The following is an 18,312-nucleotide window of genomic DNA, read 5'->3' as shown; positions in this document are numbered from 1 at the left end:
CCGCCACGTCGTTGTTCCCTGATGGCCAGTCCCGGTAAGAAGTCCTACCCGCTGCGCATCGATCCGGCCCTGTGGGCCGAGATCGAGCGGCTGGCGGCCCAGGAGCTGCGCAGCGCGAACGCGCAGGTCGAGTTCCTGCTGCGCGAAGGGCTGGCGAAGCGTGGGCGCCTGCCGGCGGCGGCTGCGCCCGCCAAGGACGCGGACCCGCCCAAGCCCTCGCGCTAGTAGTAACCCCGAATTTCCTGAAGGCCGATTGACAGCCTCGGCCCCTACGATGACACGGCACGATCTTCAGGAGACACACGCCGTGACAGCCTTCGCCTTCCCCCGTTCCGCCCTGACCCGCCGCGCCGCCCTGGCGCTGGCCGCCTCCTTCGCGCTCGCCGGTTGCGTCAGCACCCCACCCGCCGCCACAGGCGACATCCACGTCATGACCTCCGGCGGCTTCACCGCCGCCTACAACGAGCTGCGCCCCGGCTTCGAGCGCAGCACCGGGCGCAGCGTGAAGACGGCCTACGGCGCGTCGATGGGCAACGCCAGCGATTCGATTCCCAGCCGCCTGGGGCGCAACGAGCCGGCCGACGTCGTGATCCTGGCGCGCCCCGCGCTCGATGCGCTGGTGGCGCAGGGCAAGGTGGTGGCGGGCAGCCAGGTCGACCTGGTGCGTTCGTCGATCGGCTTCGCGGTGCGCAAGGGCGCGCCCAAGCCCGACATCGGCACGGTCGATGCGCTCAAGCGCACGCTGCTCGCGGCGCCGTCGATCGCCTATTCGGCGAGCGCGAGCGGCACCTACTACGAGACCGAGCTGCTCAAGACGCTGGGCATCGAGGACCAGGTGAAGCCCAAGAGCAAGCGCATCCTGAGCGAGCGCGTGGGCACGGTGGTGGCGCGCGGCGACGCGGCCCTCGGCCTGCAGCAGGTGAGCGAGCTGTTGCCCATCGAGGGCATCGACTACATCGGCCCGCTGCCCGCCGAGGTGCAGCGCGTGACGGTGTTCTCGGCCGGCGTGGCCGCGGCCTCGAAGCAGCCGGAGGCGGCGCGCCAGCTGATCCGCTACCTCAACGCGCCGGCCGCGGCGCCGACCATCGCGAAGACGGGGCTGGAGCCGCTCTCCGCGCGGTGAATGGCGCGCTGAACCGGCGGCCTCACGGCCCGTAAACTGGCGGCCTTCATCCCCTCCTTCCGCCTTCCCGACGAACGGACGCCATGACCACTTCGCCCTCTTCCGCCCTCGTGACCGCCTTCGCGCCCAGCGGCACGCTGCGCGCCTCGATCAACCTCGGCAATCCGATCCTCGCCAACAAGGACGCCACCACGGGCGAGCCGGTCGGCGTGTCGATCGACCTGGCCCGCGAGTTCGCGCGGCGGCTTGGCGTGGGCATCGAGCTGGTGGTGTTCGAGAAGGCCGCGGCCTCGGTGGACGCGGTGAAGAACGAGAAGGCCGACATCGGTTTCTTCGCGGTCGACCCGGCACGCAGCGAAGGCCTTCGCTTCACGGCGCCGTATGTGCTGATCGAAGGCAGCTACCTCGTGCCCGAATCCTCTGCGCTGACCGACAACGCGCAGGTCGATGCTGAAGGCCACCGCATCTCGGTCGGCTCTGGGAGCGCCTACGACCTGTTCCTCACGCGCGAGATCAAGGCGGCCGAGATCGTGCGCCTTCAGGGCGCGGGGCCTGCGCTCGCTGCATTGCGCGCGGGGCAGGTCGAGGTGGCGGCGGGCATTCGCCAGCTGCTCGAAGGCGAAGCGACTCGCGCGCCGGGCGTGCGTGTGCTGCCGGGGCGCTTCATGGTGATCCAGCAGGCGATGGGGACGCCGGCCAGCCGGGGGGCCGAGGCGCAGGCGCTGCTCTCTTCCTTTGTCGAAGAGATGAAGGCTTCGGGCTTTGTGGCCGATGCGTTGAAACGCCATCGCATCGAAGGCGCGATCGTCGCGCCCTGATCAAGCGCGCTCGTTCAGGGCGCGTGCACAGGCCACCGGGTACTTCCCTCCGCGAATGTCCCCCGGGGCTTCGCCCCTCCTCCTTGATTTCGCTGCGGGAAGCACCCAGTGTCCTGTGCCCGCTGGGTGCTGTCGTGGTGGTGGCGGCGGCCGATCAGAGCTTGTGGGCCTCCACCGGTCCCTGCGAATAGAACAGGAAGTAGCCCGTCTGGGTCTTGAAGCCGTTCTTCTGCCAACCGGGCGGCACCTTGAAGATACCGAGCTGGTCGCTCGAGATGCCGACGAAGGACGTGTTCTCCGTGTCGGTGGTGATGCGGCTCCAGCGCTCGCGCGTCACCGGCTGCAGCTGCATCTTCGGTTCGCTCCACTCGGGTGTGCGCACCTTGTCGCGCATGATGTAGCGGTCGCCGTCGCGCTCGATCTTGACGACCTCCTTGAGCACGCCGTTGCGTTCGACGGCGTAGACACCGACCAGTTCGGTCTCGGGCCCGCCGCGCGCGCCGCAGGCCGAGAGCAGTGACACACAGGCCACTGCCAGCAAAGAGTTCAGAAGCTTTTTCATGGGTTCGGATGAAGTGGTGACGCATGCGCCGCCGGGCGGCACATGCGAGGGTTCATGAAAGTGAGTTCAGTTCAACTCAACGCTTCTGGTTCTCGCGCAGCGGCAGCTTGCCCTGGAAGCGCAGCGCGTGCGGGTACTCTTCCTTGCCGCCCGCGTCCACCGCCGCCATCTTCTGCTGGCTCAGCTGCGTCTTGGCGAGCAGCGGCGCCGGCAGGTTGAGCACGCCCTTGATCTGGTCGTACTGCGCCTGCGTGATGCGCCCCACGCCCAGCAGGCGGAAGGCATCGCGCTCGATGTTCAGCAGCAGCGGCTTGTTGCCCGCGAAGTTCTGCACCTTGGCCAGCAGGTTGCTCCACGACGGCGCGCTGTAGTTGCTCACGTAGTAGTCCTGCCCCGTCGGCCCGGCCAGCACCGCGGTGCAACCCGGCAGCTCGACCTGCGTGGCGTTGTTCGACATCACGAAGGTCTCGCGCTTTTCCATCGCGTCGCCGTACGCCAGCGTGACGGGAATGGTCCACGTCGAGGCCGGGAACTGGTTCTGGTTGGGGAACGACTCCTGCGTGATGTTCACGTAGGTGCGGTCGCCGGCGCACTGCGCATCGACCGTGAGCAGCGGAATGCCGGTCTGGCGGATGAAGCTGTCGCCGATCTCGCTCACCTTCTTGCCGCCGGCGGCCTTCTCCAGCGAGGTCCACAACCGCGTGGGCGTGACGTTGCCGTACGCATAGTCCTTCAGGTAGATCTGCAGGCCCTTCTGCATCGCCTCTTCGCCGATGTAGTTCTGCACCATCTCCAGCACGTGGCTGCCCTTGTTGTAGACAAAGATCGCCGGGCTGATGAAGCCGAAGGAGCCCGCGTCGTTCAGGTTGCGCTGCACCGGCACGGCCGACGGCTTCAGGTCGGCCACGATCACGTTGTGCTTGTCCAGCACGTAGTCGGAGAAGCTGTAGTACTCGGGGTGGAACTTGATCGTGGTGCGCCGTTCGAACCAGCGCGCGAACGACTCGTTGAGCCACACGTTGTCCCACCAGTCGAGCGTGACGAGGTCGCCGAACCACTGGTGCGCCACCTCGTGCGTGACCACGGTCACCGAGTACAGCGTGGGCTTGTCGCCGGGCTTGGTGAGCACCGCATCGGCAAACTCGAAGATCGCACCCCAGTTCTCCATGCCGCCGAAGCCGGTGTTGGGCTTGTTGTCGTAGCTGTCGTTGGCGGCCACGGTGTCGAACTTCTTGAAGGGCAACGAGATGCCGGTGTACTTGTAGTAGTAGTCCATCGACACCTTGGTCCACTCCATCGCGAACTTGGCCCAGTCGGAGCGGCCCGGCGGCGTGAACCAGCGCAGCGCCATGTCGCTGCCATCGAGCGGGTTCTTGAAGGTGTCGGCCAGGATGTCGAACTTGCCGCCGCCGAAGAAGGCCAGGTACATCGGCATCGAAGGCGTCTTCTCGAAGGCCACGCGCTGGTAGCCGTCGGGCAGTTTCACGGCCTCGGTCTGCGCGCCGTTGGACACGGTCTTCCAGTCGCCCGGCACCTCGGCCGAGATCTCGAAGGTGTGGCGGAAGGCCGGCTCGTCCCAGCCTGGGAACCACTGGCGTGCGAAGTTGGTTTCGCCCTGCGTCACGATGGCGTCGCTGCTCACGCCCTCGGGCGTGGAAAGGCCCACCTTGAAGATGCCCGACGCGGCCGAGCACAGCGGGTTCTTCGCCATCACGTCCGGCGTGCAGTACTCGGCGTCGGAGAACTGGATCTTGCCGTCCCACTCCATGTGCAGCAGGTACTTGCCCTTGGCGATCTGGCCATCGTTCAGGCGCAGCTGCACGAAGTCGCCGCGCGTCTGCGGCGTTGGAATCAGCGGGATCACCTCGCCCGGCTTGGACACCTTGCGCAGCGTGGTGCGCCCGCGCGCAAAGTTGAGGTCGTGCGCGGCGACGACGATGGCGTCCACCGGCTTGAGCACGTCGATCTCCACGTCGGCGCGGCCCACGAACGTCTTGAGCGCCGCATCGGGGCGGAACCACAGCTTGTAGTTCACGGGCCAGACAGTGTCAGGCAGCTCCATCGGCCGGGCCGAACGATCGACCGCGGCCACCGCTGCATCGGATGCGGCGGGCACGCCGTCGTCGGGGGTCTTCTTGGTGGTGTCGCCGCTGTCGGCCGCGGGCGCGTTGGCCAGCGACGGCGCGTTCAGGCCGGAGCCGCCGAACGATGCGCCACCGCCGCTGTCTCCGCCGCCGCAGGCCGTCAGCGCGGCAAGGGTCACGGCCGTGAGGGCCAGGCAATGAACGACAGGTGTATTCAGTGATTTCATGATCGCCTCTGGGTACTCTTGGTAAGGAACATGCGCCGCACCGCAGGCACCGGCGGATAGCCGGTGATGCACGTGACGCGCGCGGGATGAGTGGAACGACAGATCACGGGCAGCACAGCGCCCTCCCGGCGAACAAACCGTTCGTCAGGAACGCAGGCTCAAGCCGGACCGCACCGCGTGTGCTGCGGTGGTCCCAGAATGCGCGGGGCGAGCGGCGCCATTCCCGTCAGGACGCGGGGTGTGGGGGGAGCGTGTGAACGCGGTGGGGTGTCGCGGGCCGGGCTCAGTGCCCGTGCATCGACGCGATGCGTTCACCCGTCAGGTGAACGGCCGGGGCCATGGCGAAAGCGATGGCGACGGCAAGACTGGCTGCGGCTCTTGTGGTTGATTTCACGCGCATTCCCTCGTCCGTTGAAGTGCACGCAGTTGTAGCTGATCGATGCAATGAGCTCAACGATCCGCGGAACTTTTCTCTCTCCAATTGTTCGCGCGCGATAGGCCGAATGGCGTCATGACATGCAACGCATGCCATGCACTACGAAGATGGTTCTGCGACCGAAACACCTGCTCACGCAGATGACAAAAACACGGGGCCTTCACTGTGACGAAGCGGCCACAGTACGAAGGTTCAAGCCGCGGCGAAGGCTACGAAAGCTGTGAACCAGAGACTGCAGCAGTGCGTTGCGCGCGCTCGCGCCACCACAGCAGAAAGCCGCACGCGAACACGACGACCTGCGTGCCGATGAGCAGTGCAAAGCCCGCGAAGAAACCCGCCGCCGACGAGGCCGCGGTGACCGCTGTGTGCGCTGCGCCACCACCGTGCGACACCGCGGTGATCACGCCGCCCATCAGCGCCGGCATGAAGCCCGCTACGAGGCTGCCCACGCCGTTGGTCACGCCGAAGGCGCTGGCCGTGTGCTCGGGCCGCGAGCAGTGCTGCACGGTGCTCGGAATGGCGGGGCTCTGCAGGCCCCAGAAGAAGTTCGCCGCTACGAGGCAGGTCGCGGCCATGTACGGGTCGCGCGCATTGATCGCCAGCAGCACCGACAGTGCCACGCCCGCGCTCGCGCCCATGAAGATGAAGGGCACGCGGTCGCGCCCCAGCTTGTCGATGAGCACGCCGCCCGTGAACACGGCGAGCACGGTGGCGTACTGCGGCAGCGAGGCGATCCAGCCCATCTCGCGCAGCGAGAAGCCGCGCGCCTCGCGCAGGTAAGTCGGCAGCCAGTTGCTGCTGCCCCAGAGGTAGGCCAGCGCCGCCGAGGTCAGCAGCGTGATGAGGAACAGGTGCCGCGTGTGCAGCGCACCTTTCACGATGCCCGCCACGCGCGATATCGCATCGCCCAGCGACGAGGGCTTGATGCCGTCGCCGTGCCCCGCAGGCATGCGCACGAAGGCCAGCACCAGCGGAATGCCCAGCACGATGTTGAGCACGCCCAGCACGTGGAACGAGCTGTCCCATTCGAACTGCGTGAGCAGGTAGCCCACCAGCGGATAGCCCACCGCCAGGCCCAGGCCCGTGCCCATGTTCACCAGCGCATTGGGCTTGCCGTTCTCGTCGCTCTTGAAGTGCGCCTTGATGTACGACGAAGCCAGCGAGAACAGCGGCCCCTCCGACACGCCCAGCAGCACGCGCGAGGCCAGCAGCAGGCCGTAGCTGTTGAACATGGGCGAGGCCCAGGTCACCACGCCCCACAGCACGAGGCCGTAGATCAGGCTGCGCCGCACGCCGAACAGCGCCGAGCAGAACGGCGTGAGCACGAAGGCCGAGATGCCGTAGCCCAGCATGAAGGCCGTGGCTAGGAGGCCCTGGCTCACGCGGTCGGAGGCGTCGAGGCCCACGTGCTTCAGAAAGGCCGCATCGGTGATCAGCACCGCGATGTTGATGCGGTCGACGTAAGAGATCGCCACGATCACGAACAGCGTGATGACGCCGTACCAACGGAAGTTCTTGCTCTGCATGACCGGGGCTCTCTCTTGCGGGGGTGGTGCGCGCTGTCTTGCCGCGCCTAGAACATATGGCGCATGCCGAACTCGACGCCGCTGGAGGCGCGGTTGGGCCGCGTGATGGCGCCGGCCAAAGCCTGCGTTGCGCCGTTCTTGTTGCTGATGCGGGCAATGGTTCCGTACACCGCCGTGCGCTTGGACAGGTTGTGCACGTAGCCCAGGGCCAGCTTCGACGTCGTGGGCTCGAGCACCGCATTGAGCGGCTCCAGCCTGTAGCGCGCGTACGAGGCCTTGATCTCGCCCGGCCCGATGGGCAGCTGGAAGCCGACCAGCACGCCCTTGGCGTCGGTGCTGCCCTTCGATTCCTTGTACAGCTCGCTCGTGAGCTTGAGGTTCATGAGCGCCGCATCGAAGGTGTAGGACGCGCCCAGGTTGGTCACGCGCAGGTCGCCGGCGGCGTAGCGCGTGCGGCCGGTGGCCAGCGCCACGTTGAGGCCGCCGCTCTGGTAGCCGAAGCGCGCGCCGGTGTGCTGGCCGTCGCGCTTGTTCGACACCTGGGTGCCGGGCAGCACCGAGTTCGAATCGTTCTCGCCCATCGCGTACATCACCTGGCCGTAGAAGCCGCCCAGGTTGGCCGGCAGGAAGTAGCCGATGCTGTTCGAGGCGCGCGTGCCGGTGGGCGCCACCAGGCCGCCCAGGCCCGAGAAGTAGATCTGGTTGGCGCCGATGCCGCCGCCGGTGCCGAAGGGGTCGAAGATCGCGGTGTTCCAGAAGGCGGGCACGTAGTCGCGGCCCAGGCGCACTTCGCCGAAGGGGCCGGCCAGGCTCACGGTCGAGCGGCGGTTGAAGCTCAGCACGCCGGGCGTGCCGTTGCCGCTGGCCTGGTTGTTCGAGTTCGACGGAAAGCCCGTGCCGCTGTCGTTCTGCAGGCCCATCTCGAGCCAGAAGTTGGCCGAGTAGCCGCCGCCGAGGTCTTCCGTGCCGCGAAAGCCGAGGCGGCTGAACATGTTGCCGCTGTTGCCCAGCTGCGTCTTGTGGGCCGATCCGTTGCCGCTGCCGCGCGTGTAGACCACGGAGGCGTCGACGACGCCGAAGAGCGTCACGGAAGATTGGGCCAGCGCTCCGCCAGCCGCGGTGGCCGCAGCCATCGCGATCAAGTACTTTTTCATTGAATGTCTCGGTTGGTTTTCTTCTCTCGGCCGTCTTTTGGGTTGTGGCCTTCTCGTTCAGATGTCCAGCACCAGCCGCTCGCCCTTGCAGCGAGAGACGCAGATCATCATGGTCTTGTTGGACGCACGTTCGATCTTGGTGAGGATGCCGTCGTGGTGATCGACTTCGCCCTCGAGCACCGCCGTTTCGCAGGCGCCGCAGACGCCTTCCTTGCAGCTGTGATCGGGGTTGAGGCCAGCGTCGATCAGGCTGTCGAGAATCGACTTGCCCGGAGGCACCTCGACGCTCTTGCCGCTCTTGGCGCACTGCACCACGCAGGTCTGCGTGGCGCTGGGCGCCTCCACATGCACGGCGGCGAAGCGTTCGATGTGGGCGTTGGCATAGCCCAGTTGCTCGCAGCTCTTTTCGAAGGCGTCGAGCATCGGCGTGGGGCCGCAGCAGTAGTAGTGGCTGGCGGCGCCCTTGCCGGCCAGCAGCGACGCGAGGTCGGGCGGCGCGCCCTTCTCGTCGTCGAAGTGCCAGGTGAGCTGCACCGATTTTTCGGTGGCCAGCGCCTCGATGGCGTCGCAGAAGGCGGCTTCCTTGCGGGTGCGCGCGCAGTACACGAACTCCACCGGCTTGCCGATGGCGATGAGCCGCTGCAGCATGCACCAGATGGGCGTCACGCCGATGCCGCCGGCCACGAGCACCGAGCGTTCGGCGCCCTCTTCCAGCTTGAAGTTGTTGCGCGGTGCCGAGATGGGCAGCGTCATGCCCACGCGCAGTTGCTGGTGCACGTAGCGCGAGCCGCCGCGGCTCTTGCGGTCGTTGAGCACGCCCACCACGTAGCGCTGGCGGTCGCTCGAGGGGTTGCACAGCGAGTAGCTGCGCACCAGCCCGTTGGGCAGGTGCAGGTCGATGTGGGAGCCGGCCTCGAAGGCGGGAAAGTCCACCGCCGGCGTGGCCGGCCGGAACTCGACGCTGACGATGCCGTCGGCCTCGTAGCGCATGGTGTGCACGAGGGCGTTCAGCGTGGGAGAAGACATGGCGATGCTCGCTTGCTTGCAGTTCAGGCCGTGGCGGCCTCGGCTTGCGCCAGCTGCGCCTGCGCCAGGTTGCGCATGTGGCGGCGCAGCCGGACGATGCCCAGGTCGTGCTGGTACAGGTTCTCGTGCTGGTTGGCGTCGGCTTCCATCTCTTCGAGCATCACGCGGTCTTGTTCCAGCACGTGCCAGTGGCGCGCCTCGAGGCGGTTCTTGTAGAGGAAGCGCCAGGTGTCGCGCTCCCAGCCCGGCGCCAGCTTGCGTGCGCGCCAGAAGAAGGTGGCCGTCATGCCGTTGGCCATCGGCGAGAAGGCGCCGATGATGATGAAGTTGCCGCCGGGGCCGCCGGTCTTCGGGTACGGAATCTCCAGGCGCATCCAGTGGATGCCGGTGTCGGCCCACTCGGTCCAGTCGAAGTTGACGTTGCGCTGGCCTTCCTTCTCGAACACGAAGCCGATGTCGGTCGGGCGCACGCCGAACTTGGCGCTCGAGTCGCCCTCGGCCATCGAGTGCGACTGCTTGTGCAGGTAGGTGCCGTGCATCGGGTCCATCACGTTGTCCAGCACGTAGCGGTAGTCGCCCTTCCACTCCGTGTAGCACAGGAAGTTCGAATACTCGGCCTCGTCGGTCAGCTGCTCGGGCAGCACCAGCGGCGGCGGCACGTCGACCGGCTCCTTCGAGTTGTAGAGAAACACGGCGCCCGCGCGCTCCTGCACGTGGAAGTGGCGCGTGGCGCGCGAGCCTTCAAGCTTGCAGCCCGGGCTGCCGGGCACGCGCGTGACCACGCCGTCATGGCGCACTTCGACGCCGTGGTACGGGCACGAGAGCCGGTCGCCCAGCACCACGCCCTGCGACAGCGGCGCGCCGCGGTGCGGGCAGCGGTCTTCCAGCGCATGCAGCACGCCTTCGCCGTCGCGCCACAGCGCGATCTTGCGGCCGAGGCGGCGCAGGGAGATCGGGTTCTCCTTGATGAAGTGCGAGGGGCAGATCGGGTACCAGAGGTCCTTCAGGCCGATCTCGAGCAGGTGGTCGACCGGATCGGCGGGAACGGGATGGATGGCGATGGTCATGGTGGTTCTCCTCAGGCGGCCAGCGTGGCCATTTCCTTGCGGTACAGCGCCTCGGTCCATGCGAGGCCGCCCGGCGTGGCCAGGCCGCTGTCGTTCAGGCGCTGCACCAGGCCCGGCAGGTCATGGATGCCGTCGGCGTAGGCGCGTTCGATCACGTCGCCCAGCAGGTCTTCGTAGGTGGTCGCGGGGCGCTGGCGCGCCTGGTGCGGTTGGAGAAAGCGGTCTTGTTGCATCGTGAGCCTCCGTAAGCGAGGGGAAAAATTTCAGGCGGCGGCGACAGCGCCCTGCGCCGGCACGCCCAGCGGCACGGCCCAGGCGTCGTAGGCGTACACCCAGTCGGCGTTGCCGCCTTCGCGCAGCCAGTTGTTGCCGCGCGAGCCGAGCTGCACCTGGCTGGCGCGCTCGATGCGCGCGGTCTGGTAGGCCTGCAGCGCGGCGGGAATGCCGGCCATGGCCACGCCATCGAGGTGGCGCGACAGCACCACGGCGTCTTCGATGGCCATGCCGGCGCCCTGCGCCATGAAGGGCAGCATCGGGTGCGCGGCGTCGCCCAGCAGCGCCATGCGGCCCTGCGCCCAGGCGGGCATCGGGTCGCGCTCGTACAGCGCGGTCTTCAGCACCGTGTCGCAGGCGTCGAGCAGCGCGCGCGCCTCGGGGTGGTAGGCCACGTACTGCTCGCGCAGTTCGTCGACGCTGCCCGGCGCGGTCCACGACTCGAGGTGCCAGGTGTCCTGCGGCGTGGTGGCAAAGATGAAGATGTCCTTGCCGCGGTTCAGCGGGAAGGTGACGATCTGGCTCTGCGGGTTCGGGCCCCACCACTTGGTGAAGGCGCCCAGGTTGGGCACGCCGGCCACGCGCTCGGCGGGCACCACGGCGCGGTAGGCGACGATGCCCGTGAAGCGCGGGCTCTCGGCGCCGAACATCGCGGTGCGCACACCCGAGTGGATGCCGTCGGCACCGATGAGCGCGCCCACGCGAGCGCTGGTGCCGTCGCTGAACGACAGGGTCACGCCCTGGCCGTCGGCCGCGATGGTCTCGGCGCGCTTGCCCAGCGCCACGCGCTCGGCGGGGAACATGTCGGCCAGCGCGGCCAGCAGGTCGGCGCGGTGGATGGTGAGCTGCGGCGCGCCGTAGCGCTCTTCGGCCGAGTCGGCCATTTCGAGGCGCGAGGTTTCTTCGCCGCTGTCGTAGGTGCGGCTGATGCGGTGCGACGGGCGGGCCGCCGTCACGCGGGCGGCGTCGCCGACGCCCAGGCCGTCGAGTGCGCGCACGGCGTTCGGCGTGAGGTTGATGTCGGCGCCGACGCGAGCGAACTGCTTCGCCTGCTCGAACACGACCACGTCGTGCCCGGCGCGGCGCAGTGCGATGGCGGCGACCAGGCCGCCGATGCCGGCACCGACGATGCCGATGGTGGATTCGCTTGTCTGCATGGTCTCTGTCTCTCTTTGTTCTTGGGGGTGGCTCACTCGGCCACGATGTTGCGGGCCTTGATGATCCGGGCCCAGACGGCCGTCTCATCGCGGATATGGGTGGCGAACTCGGCGGGCTTCATGGCCGCGTCGGTCATGCCCTGTGCCTTCAGGCGTTCGCGCACGTCGGGCTGGGCCAGCATCTCGGCCGCGTCCTTGGCAAGCTGCTCGACCACGGCGGGCGGCGTGCCCTTGGGGGCCAAGAGGCCATACCAGGAGGTCACAGCCACGCCCTGGATGCCCTGCTCCGCCAGCGTGGGAATGTCGGGCGCGGCGGCGCTGCGCTTGGCTTCGGTCACGCCCAGCGCGACGAGCTTGCCGTTCTTGATGAAGGGCATGGTCGCGGGCAGGTTGCTGAACATCAGCGGCACCGAGCCGCCGAGCACGTCGTTGAGCGCGGGCGCCGTGCCTTTGTAGGGCACGTGCAGCAGGTCGATGCCGGCCTGCTGCTTGAACAGCTCGCCCGCCAGGTGCAGGCCGCTGCCCACGCCGGGCGAGGCATACGACAGCGTGTTGGGCTTGGCCTTGGCCATGGCCACGAGTTCCTTCGCGCTCTTGATGCCCGAGGCCGGCGCGGCCACCAGCACGTTGGGCGCCTTGGCGAGCATGGTGACGGGCACGAAGTCCTTCTCGATGTTGAACGGGAAGTTCGGCATCAGCGTCGGGTTGATCGTGAGGTTGCCGGCCGGCACCACGAGCAGCGTGTGGCCGTCGCCCTTCGCACGCTTGACCTTGTCGATGCCGATGTTGCCGGCCGCGCCCACCATGTTCTCGACCACGGCCGCTTGGCCGTAGCGCTTGGCCAGGCCGTCGGACAGGATGCGGGCCAGCGTGTCGACCGGGCCGCCGGGCGGGAACGGCGAGACGATGGTGAAGCGGTCGCTCGACAGCTGCTTGTGCGCGTCGCTCTGCGCGTGCGCGGGCAAGGCGATGGCCAGCGTCGCGGCGGCCAGCAGGGAGAAGGAAAAACGTCGTTGCATGAGGGTCACCGGGTTCACTTCTTCTCGGTCAGGAAAGCACCTTTCGGGCCTTCCGCGTTCTTCTGGCGGCGCGTGTGGCCATCGAGGCCGCCATCGACCGCCCATTCGGCGAACACGGTCGGGCCGGGTTCGAACTCGCGCGGCTGCCAGTCGGCGGTGAGCTGGTCTTCGTCGGCGTAGTACTCGATGAGGCCGCCGGCCGGGTTCTTGAAGTACCAGAAGTACGCGGACGACACGGGGTGGCGGCCCGGGCCCAGCTGGGTGTCCCAACCGCAGCGCGAAAAATGCAGGCCGCCGCCGAACACCTCGTGGATGTCGCGCACGGTGAAGGCCACGTGGTTGAGCCCGCGCTTGCCCGAGGGAATCTGCAGCAGGAACAGGTCATGGTGGCCGCCCTCGGGCGCGCAGCGCATGAAGGCACCGCGGTTCGGATAGCCGTCGGAGGACACGAAGCCGAAGCGCTGCGCGTAGAACGCGCTCGTGCCCTTCACGTCGCTCACGAAGAACACGACGTGGCCGACCTCGATCGGCGTGGCGCGTTCGTAGATGGGTGCGGGCTGGTTCACGCGCGGCTTGGCGTTCCAGGTGTTCATGGCGCCGCAGTCGACCTCGACCGCGCGCTTGCGGCTGACCTGCAGGCGCACGGCCAGGCCGTTGGGGTCGGTGCAGCCGATGCGGCGCGCGCCGTCGACCGTGGTGTCCACGAAGGCCGGGTCTTGCGCGATGGCGGCGGCGTAGCGGTCCAGGTCGGCGTCGCTTTCCACGCCCCACACCACTTCGCGCAGCGTCGGGCCCTCTTCCATCGCAGGCGGCAGGCCGGGCTTGTCCCACGCCGCAACGACCACCTTGCAGCCGTTGAGGCACTCGAAGACGAGTTCGTCGGCGGCTTCGGACACGAGTGAAAGGCCCCAGTCCTGGAAGAACTGGCGGCAGGCGGGCAGGTCGTCCGCGCCGTAGGTGATCTGGTCGATGCCAAGTACGCTCATGATCTTTTCGCTCTCGTTCAGTTCGCCCAAGGCAGGGGCTGTTCGTTCGTGCCCCAGTACATGCTCTTCTGTTCCATGTACTGGAAGATGCCTTCGCGGCCCTTCTCGCGGCCCAGGCCGCTGTCGCGCCAGCCGCCGAACGGCGTCGAAACCGAGAACTGCTTGTAGGTGTTGACCCAGACCGTGCCGGCCTGCACCGCGCGGCCCAGCTTCCAGGCGCGCTTGAAGTCGCGGCTCCACACGCCCGCGGCCAGCGCGTAGACGCTGTCGTTGGCCTGTGCGATCAGTTCTTCCTCGTTGTCGAACGGCATCGCGACCAGCACCGGGCCGAAGATTTCTTCCTGGCTGATGCGGGCGTTGTTGGTCAGGCCTTCGAGGATGGTCGGCTGGTAGAAGTAGCCCTTGTCGTAGTCGGCGCCGTGCGGGCGCACGCCGCCCGTGCGGATGCGCCCGCCCTCGGACACGCCCAGGTCCACGTAGCGCTCGATGCCCTCGCGGTGCTTGGCCGTGATGAGCGGCCCCATCTGCGTGCGCTCCGAGGCCGGGTCGCCCACGCGCAGCGCATTGGCGCCTTCGGCCAGCCGCGTGAGGAACTCGTCGTAGATGCCGCGTGCCACGAACAGGCGCGAGCCCGCGATGCACGACTCGCCCGACGAACTGAAGATGCCGTACAGCACGCCGTTCACCGCATGGTCGAGGTCGGCGTCATCCAGCACCATGGTGGGCGACTTGCCGCCGAGCTCGAGCGACACCGGCATCATCTTGTCGGCCGCGATGTGGGCGATGTGCTTGCCGGTGGTGGTGCCGCCGGTGAACGACACGCGCTTGACCAGCGGGTGCTTGGTGATGGCGTCGCCGATCACCGAGCCCTTGCCCGGCAGCACGCTCACGATGCCCTTGGGCACGCCGGCCAACTCGCAGATGCGCGCCAGTTCCAGCGCCATGAGCGGCGTGACTTCGGCGGGCTTCACGACCACCGCGTTGCCCGCGGCCAGCGCGGGCGCCAGCTTCTGGGCTTCGCTGGCGATGGGCGAGTTCCACGGCGTGATGGCCGCGACCACGCCCATGGGCTCGTGCACGCTCATCGTGACGAAGGCACCGCGCGAGGGGGTGATGGTTTCTTCGAGCGTCTCGAGCGCGGCGGCGAAGAACTGGAAGGTGCCCGCGGCGCTGGCCACGAGGTTGCGCGTTTCGCTGATCGGCTTGCCGTTGTCCAGGCGCTGCTTCTGCGCCAGCGACTCGCCCTCTTCGCGGATCAGCTGTGCCACGCGGTGCAGCACGGCGGCGCGCTCGTGCGGCAGGCGCTGGGCCCAGCCGCTGGTGCGAAAGGCGTGGTCGGCGCGCGTGATGGCTTCTTCGACATCGGCCAGGCTCGCGGCCTTCAGGCGCGCGATGGGCTCGCCGGTGGCCGGGTACAGGCTTTCGTAGACGTCGCCGCCGCCCAGGCGCCATTCGCCGGCGATGCAGATCGGAAGGAGTTCGGTGGAGATCATGGGGTGGCTCAGATGGCAAGGGCCGCGACGCGGTTGCGCAGCGCGCGCACGGCGCTGTACACGGTCAGGGCCGAGGTCTTGGGGTTGGCCGCGAGCGGCTTGTTGCGCATGGTCAGCGCGAAGCTGCCGAAGGCGCCTTCGGCTTCGACGGTGTGCACGTTCTCGGTGGTGGCCGGGTCGGCAATGAGGCGCACCAGCGTCTGGTCCAGGCCCAGGCCCGCGAGCGACACGGTGGCCGCCACGTTGGCGTTCTTCGGATAGAGCAAGGCGGCTTCGCGCGCACTGCCTTCGAAGATCACGGTTTCGTGGGCCAGCGTGTCCAGGTTGCGGCCCTGCTCGGCCGGCGTGCCCTTCCAGGCCTGCGGCGGCTTGCGGCCGGTGTAGCGCACGCTGTCCAGGCCGCCGATGCGGGCCGCGGCGAGCGCGTCGATGCCGCCGATGGCGCCGGGAATCAGCTGCACCTGCGTGCGGCCGGCGACGGCGGCGGCTTCGAGCTTCTCGGCGAAGCCCGTGGCCGACAGCGCGCCCACCGAGGCCACCACGCAGGGCGTGCCGCGTGCCAGCGCGGGCAGCACGTGCTCCTCGATGGCGGCATGGCCGGCGGTCTCGACCACGAGGTCGATGCCGTCGGCGGGCACGGCGCTGCCCACCTGCGCGTCGGGGGCGACCTTCTGCGCGGCGGCAATGCCTTCGGCCGGCACGACGATGGCCACCACCTTCAGGGCGGGATCGCCGCGCAGCAGTTCGAGCACCGAGGTGCCGATGGCTCCGCAGCCGACGAGGGCGATGCGCGTGATGGCAGTGGTCATGCGTGGGGCTCCGCGTTCGCTCACTTGGCCGCGCCGAGCGCGGGAATCTGCGTGACCGTGTTGGTCGGCGGGCCGGCGAAGCTGGTCTTGAAACCGCCGATCGACAGCATGTCGATCTCCAGCACGAACGGGCCGTCGGCGGCGAGCGCCTGGTCCAGTTGCGCCGGCAGGTCGGCCAGGTCTTTCACACGGGCGTGCGGCAGCGCGATCGACTTGCACAGCAGGTCGTAGTCGGGCGTGTGCAGCTCGGCGTAGCACTGGCGGCCGCCGTACTGCGCGTCCTGGATGTTCTTGATCACGCCGTAGCTCTTGTCGTTCATGAGCACGATGACCATGGGGGCCTTCTCCTGCACCATGCAGGCGAGCTCGCCCAGGTTCAGGATGAAGCCGCCGTCGCCGGCCAGGCAGAAGGTCTTGCGGCCCGAGCCCGTCACCGCCGCACCGATGGCCGCGCCGATGGCCATGGGCATGCCCTGGCCGATGCCGCCGCCCGTGGCGTGCACGCCGGCGCTGGGTTCGAACACGCGCAGCTCGCGGTTGCCCCAGGTGCTGTTGGACACCGTGACGTCGCGCACCCAGTTGAACTTGCGGCCGGCCACCGACTGCAGCTGGCGCACGAGCTCGGCGTACGGGCCGAGGCCGTCGCGCAGCGTGGCCACGGCCTGGTCGTGCGCGGCGCGCAGGTCGACCAGCAGCTGCGGGTCAGCCTGGTACTTCGCGGCTTCGAGGCGGTCGGCCAGGCCGTCGAGGGCCAGCGCGGAATCGCCGCAGACAAAGGCCTCGGATGCATAGCAGCGGCCTTCGGCGGCGGCATCGGCGTCGATGCGGTACAGCGGGCGCGGCAGCTTCAGTTCGTACTTGAGCGTCTCGTTGCCGCGCAGGCGCGAACCGACCACGAGCATCGCGTCGCAGGTTTGATAGAAGGCCTCGACGGGCTTCTGGATGTTGTAGGCGCCGAGCGAACCGGCGTCGTCCTCGGGCACCGTGCCGCGGCCCTGCGTGGTCGTGACCACGCCGAAGCCCAGCTTCTGCAGACGCTGGATCGCGCTGCGCGCATGGCGGGCACCGCCACCGACCCACAGCAGTGGGCGCTTGGCCGTGGCCAGGCGCGCGGCCAGTGCATCGAGGCCGGCGGCCGAAGGCACGGGACGCTCGATGGGCAGCGGCGACAGGTCGGCCGGCATGGTCGTGAGCGCCGACTGGATGTCGATCGGAATCTCCACGCTCACCGGGCCGGTCGGCGCCGTCATGGCGAGCTGCACCGCGCGCTTGAGCGTGCCCAGCACCGTCTCGACGCTGCGCACGCGCAGCGCGGCCTTCGACACCGCCTTGAGCATGGTGAGCTGGTCGGGCGCTTCGTGGATGTACGACATGCCCTTGTCCAGGTACGGCGTCTCGATCTGGCCGGTGATGTGCAGCAGCGGCGCGCCGGCCGTCAGTGCCTCGACCATGCTGCCGGCGATGTTGCCCGCGGCCGGGCCGGTGCTGGTGATGCACACGCCCAGGCTGGCGGTGGAGCGCGCATAGGCGTCGGCCATGTTGCCCGCGCCGGCTTCGCCGCGTGCCGAGATGAAGCGCACCGTGCCGCGCTGCGCGAAGGCATCGAGGATCGGCATGTTGTGGATCGAGATCACGCCGAAGGCTGCCTTGACGCCGCACTGCTCGAGGAACGCGGCGACGACGGCGCCGACCGTGACGGTGTTGTTGGGGTTATGCATGGCGGGAATGGCCTCCGGAGATGTCGATGTGGCTGCCGGTCGTGTACGACGCGAGCGGTGAAGCAAGGAAAAGGATCGCGCGCGCGGCTTCGGTCGGAAGCCCCAGGCGACCCAGCGGGATGTGTTTGGTGGTGGCGAGCTGGCGGCTCCAGGCGGCCCAGTCCTGCGACTTGTCTTCGCGCGCCTCGAAGCGGCGGCGCCACTGGCCCGACTCGACCAGGCCGATCAGGATGCCGTTGACTCGCACGCCCTGCGGCGCGAACTCGGTAGCCATGGAGCGCACCAGATTCAAGAGGCCCGCGCGCGCGGCCGAGGTGGCGACCATGTGCGGCTCGGGCTGGCGTGCCAGCAGCGAGTTGGCGCAGACGATGGCGGCATCGCCGAGCACCGCGCGCTGCGCCGTGAGCTGCGGCAGGAAGGCGCGCGTCGGGTGGATGACGGAGAAGAACTTCAGGTTCAGCTCTTGCATCCAGGCCGCGTCGTCGGTGTCGGCGAAGGTGGAGACACGCCCCTGCCCTGCGTTGTTGACCAGCATCGAGGCCGGGCCGAGCGCGGCCTCGCTGGCGGCGGCGAAGGCACGCACCGAGGCGGCGTCCAGCACGTCGCAGGTCTGCGCGAACAGCTTGGCGTCGGGGTATTGCGCACGCAGGCCGGCCACGGCGGCATCGAGCCGTTCGGCGTTGCGCCCGCACAGCGCCACGGCGGCGCCGCAGCCGAGCAGCAGTTCCACGGTGGCCAGGCCGATGCCCGACGACCCGCCCGTGACCACGGCCACGCGGCCGGCCAGTGCGTCGGCGGCGAAGAAGGAGGAGGAAGGGGCGAGGGTCGTCATGG

General features: G+C 68.5%; 17 protein-coding genes. 3 read left to right on the top strand and 14 right to left on the bottom strand.

Annotated features, from left to right (window positions below; genetic code table 11):
• Positions 1-21 precede the first annotated feature (21 nt).
• The 3 genes from AC07SQ_RS24040 to AC07SQ_RS24030 all read left to right on the top strand — a co-directional run bounded on the left by AC07SQ_RS24040 (position 22) and on the right by AC07SQ_RS24030 (position 1,941).
• Complete coding sequence (locus AC07SQ_RS24040) at positions 22-225, top strand: type II toxin-antitoxin system antitoxin (RefSeq protein ID WP_062474617.1); 204 nt, start codon at positions 22-24, stop codon at positions 223-225.
• Between the two features lie 49 nt (positions 226-274).
• Complete coding sequence (locus AC07SQ_RS24035) at positions 275-1,123, top strand: substrate-binding domain-containing protein (protein ID WP_495271529.1); 849 nt, start codon at positions 275-277, stop codon at positions 1,121-1,123.
• An 83-nt stretch (positions 1,124-1,206) separates the two neighbouring features.
• On the top strand, positions 1,207-1,941 hold the full coding sequence (locus AC07SQ_RS24030) for a transporter substrate-binding domain-containing protein (protein ID WP_495271530.1): 735 nt from the start codon (positions 1,207-1,209) through the stop codon (positions 1,939-1,941).
• Between the two features lie 154 nt (positions 1,942-2,095).
• Here the strand turns inward: AC07SQ_RS24030 and AC07SQ_RS24025 are convergent, their stop codons facing one another.
• From AC07SQ_RS24025 to AC07SQ_RS23960, 14 genes are all read right to left on the bottom strand, one after another.
• Positions 2,096-2,503: an LptM family lipoprotein gene (locus tag AC07SQ_RS24025; protein WP_495263864.1), complete on the bottom strand. Its 408-nt coding sequence runs from the start codon at positions 2,501-2,503 to the stop codon at positions 2,096-2,098.
• Between the two features lie 76 nt (positions 2,504-2,579).
• Positions 2,580-4,814: a M1 family metallopeptidase gene (locus AC07SQ_RS24020; RefSeq protein WP_495271531.1), complete on the bottom strand. Its 2,235-nt coding sequence runs from the start codon at positions 4,812-4,814 to the stop codon at positions 2,580-2,582.
• A 645-nt stretch (positions 4,815-5,459) separates the two neighbouring features.
• Positions 5,460-6,776 (bottom strand): MFS transporter, encoded by a 1,317-nt coding sequence (locus AC07SQ_RS24015; protein WP_495271532.1) that lies wholly within the window; start codon positions 6,774-6,776, stop codon positions 5,460-5,462.
• Between the two features lie 47 nt (positions 6,777-6,823).
• Positions 6,824-7,930, bottom strand: a complete 1,107-nt coding sequence (locus tag AC07SQ_RS24010; protein WP_495271533.1) for a porin — start codon at positions 7,928-7,930, stop codon at positions 6,824-6,826.
• A gap of 57 nt (positions 7,931-7,987) precedes the next feature.
• The gene (locus tag AC07SQ_RS24005; protein WP_495271534.1) at positions 7,988-8,956 is read right to left on the bottom strand and encodes a PDR/VanB family oxidoreductase; all 969 of its coding nucleotides are present in this window, start codon (positions 8,954-8,956) and stop codon (positions 7,988-7,990) included.
• Positions 8,957-8,979: 23 nt separating this feature from the next.
• On the bottom strand, positions 8,980-10,023 hold the full coding sequence (locus AC07SQ_RS24000) for a Rieske 2Fe-2S domain-containing protein (RefSeq protein ID WP_139701712.1): 1,044 nt from the start codon (positions 10,021-10,023) through the stop codon (positions 8,980-8,982).
• Between the two features lie 11 nt (positions 10,024-10,034).
• On the bottom strand, positions 10,035-10,256 hold the full coding sequence (locus AC07SQ_RS23995) for a recombinase-like helix-turn-helix domain-containing protein (RefSeq protein ID WP_062474598.1): 222 nt from the start codon (positions 10,254-10,256) through the stop codon (positions 10,035-10,037).
• A gap of 30 nt (positions 10,257-10,286) precedes the next feature.
• Positions 10,287-11,453 carry an FAD-dependent monooxygenase gene (locus tag AC07SQ_RS23990; protein ID WP_495271535.1) on the bottom strand — a complete coding sequence of 389 codons (1,167 nt, stop codon included), beginning with the start codon at positions 11,451-11,453 and terminating at the stop codon, positions 10,287-10,289.
• 32 nt (positions 11,454-11,485) lie between these two features.
• Complete coding sequence (locus tag AC07SQ_RS23985; RefSeq protein WP_495271536.1) at positions 11,486-12,472, bottom strand: Bug family tripartite tricarboxylate transporter substrate binding protein; 987 nt, start codon at positions 12,470-12,472, stop codon at positions 11,486-11,488.
• 14 nt (positions 12,473-12,486) lie between these two features.
• Positions 12,487-13,458: a VOC family protein gene (locus tag AC07SQ_RS23980; RefSeq protein ID WP_495271537.1), complete on the bottom strand. Its 972-nt coding sequence runs from the start codon at positions 13,456-13,458 to the stop codon at positions 12,487-12,489.
• 17 nt (positions 13,459-13,475) lie between these two features.
• Entirely contained in the window at positions 13,476-14,951 is a 1,476-nt protein-coding gene (locus AC07SQ_RS23975) for an aldehyde dehydrogenase (protein WP_062474590.1), read from the bottom strand.
• 8 nt (positions 14,952-14,959) lie between these two features.
• Positions 14,960-15,760 carry an aspartate dehydrogenase gene (locus AC07SQ_RS23970; protein WP_062474588.1) on the bottom strand — a complete coding sequence of 267 codons (801 nt, stop codon included), beginning with the start codon at positions 15,758-15,760 and terminating at the stop codon, positions 14,960-14,962.
• A gap of 20 nt (positions 15,761-15,780) precedes the next feature.
• Positions 15,781-17,478 (bottom strand): thiamine pyrophosphate-binding protein, encoded by a 1,698-nt coding sequence (locus tag AC07SQ_RS23965; protein ID WP_495271538.1) that lies wholly within the window; start codon positions 17,476-17,478, stop codon positions 15,781-15,783.
• Positions 17,471-18,310 (bottom strand): SDR family oxidoreductase, encoded by an 840-nt coding sequence (locus AC07SQ_RS23960; RefSeq protein WP_495271539.1) that lies wholly within the window; start codon positions 18,308-18,310, stop codon positions 17,471-17,473. The genes AC07SQ_RS23965 and AC07SQ_RS23960 overlap by 8 nt, the downstream gene beginning before the upstream one ends.
• Between the last annotated feature and the right edge of the window lie 2 nt (positions 18,311-18,312).

The sequence above is a fragment of the Variovorax sp. GW821-FHT06D12 genome (assembly GCF_059419205.1).
Note: the sequence above shows the minus strand (reverse complement) of the source record. Positions and strands in the feature narration are given on the sequence as shown.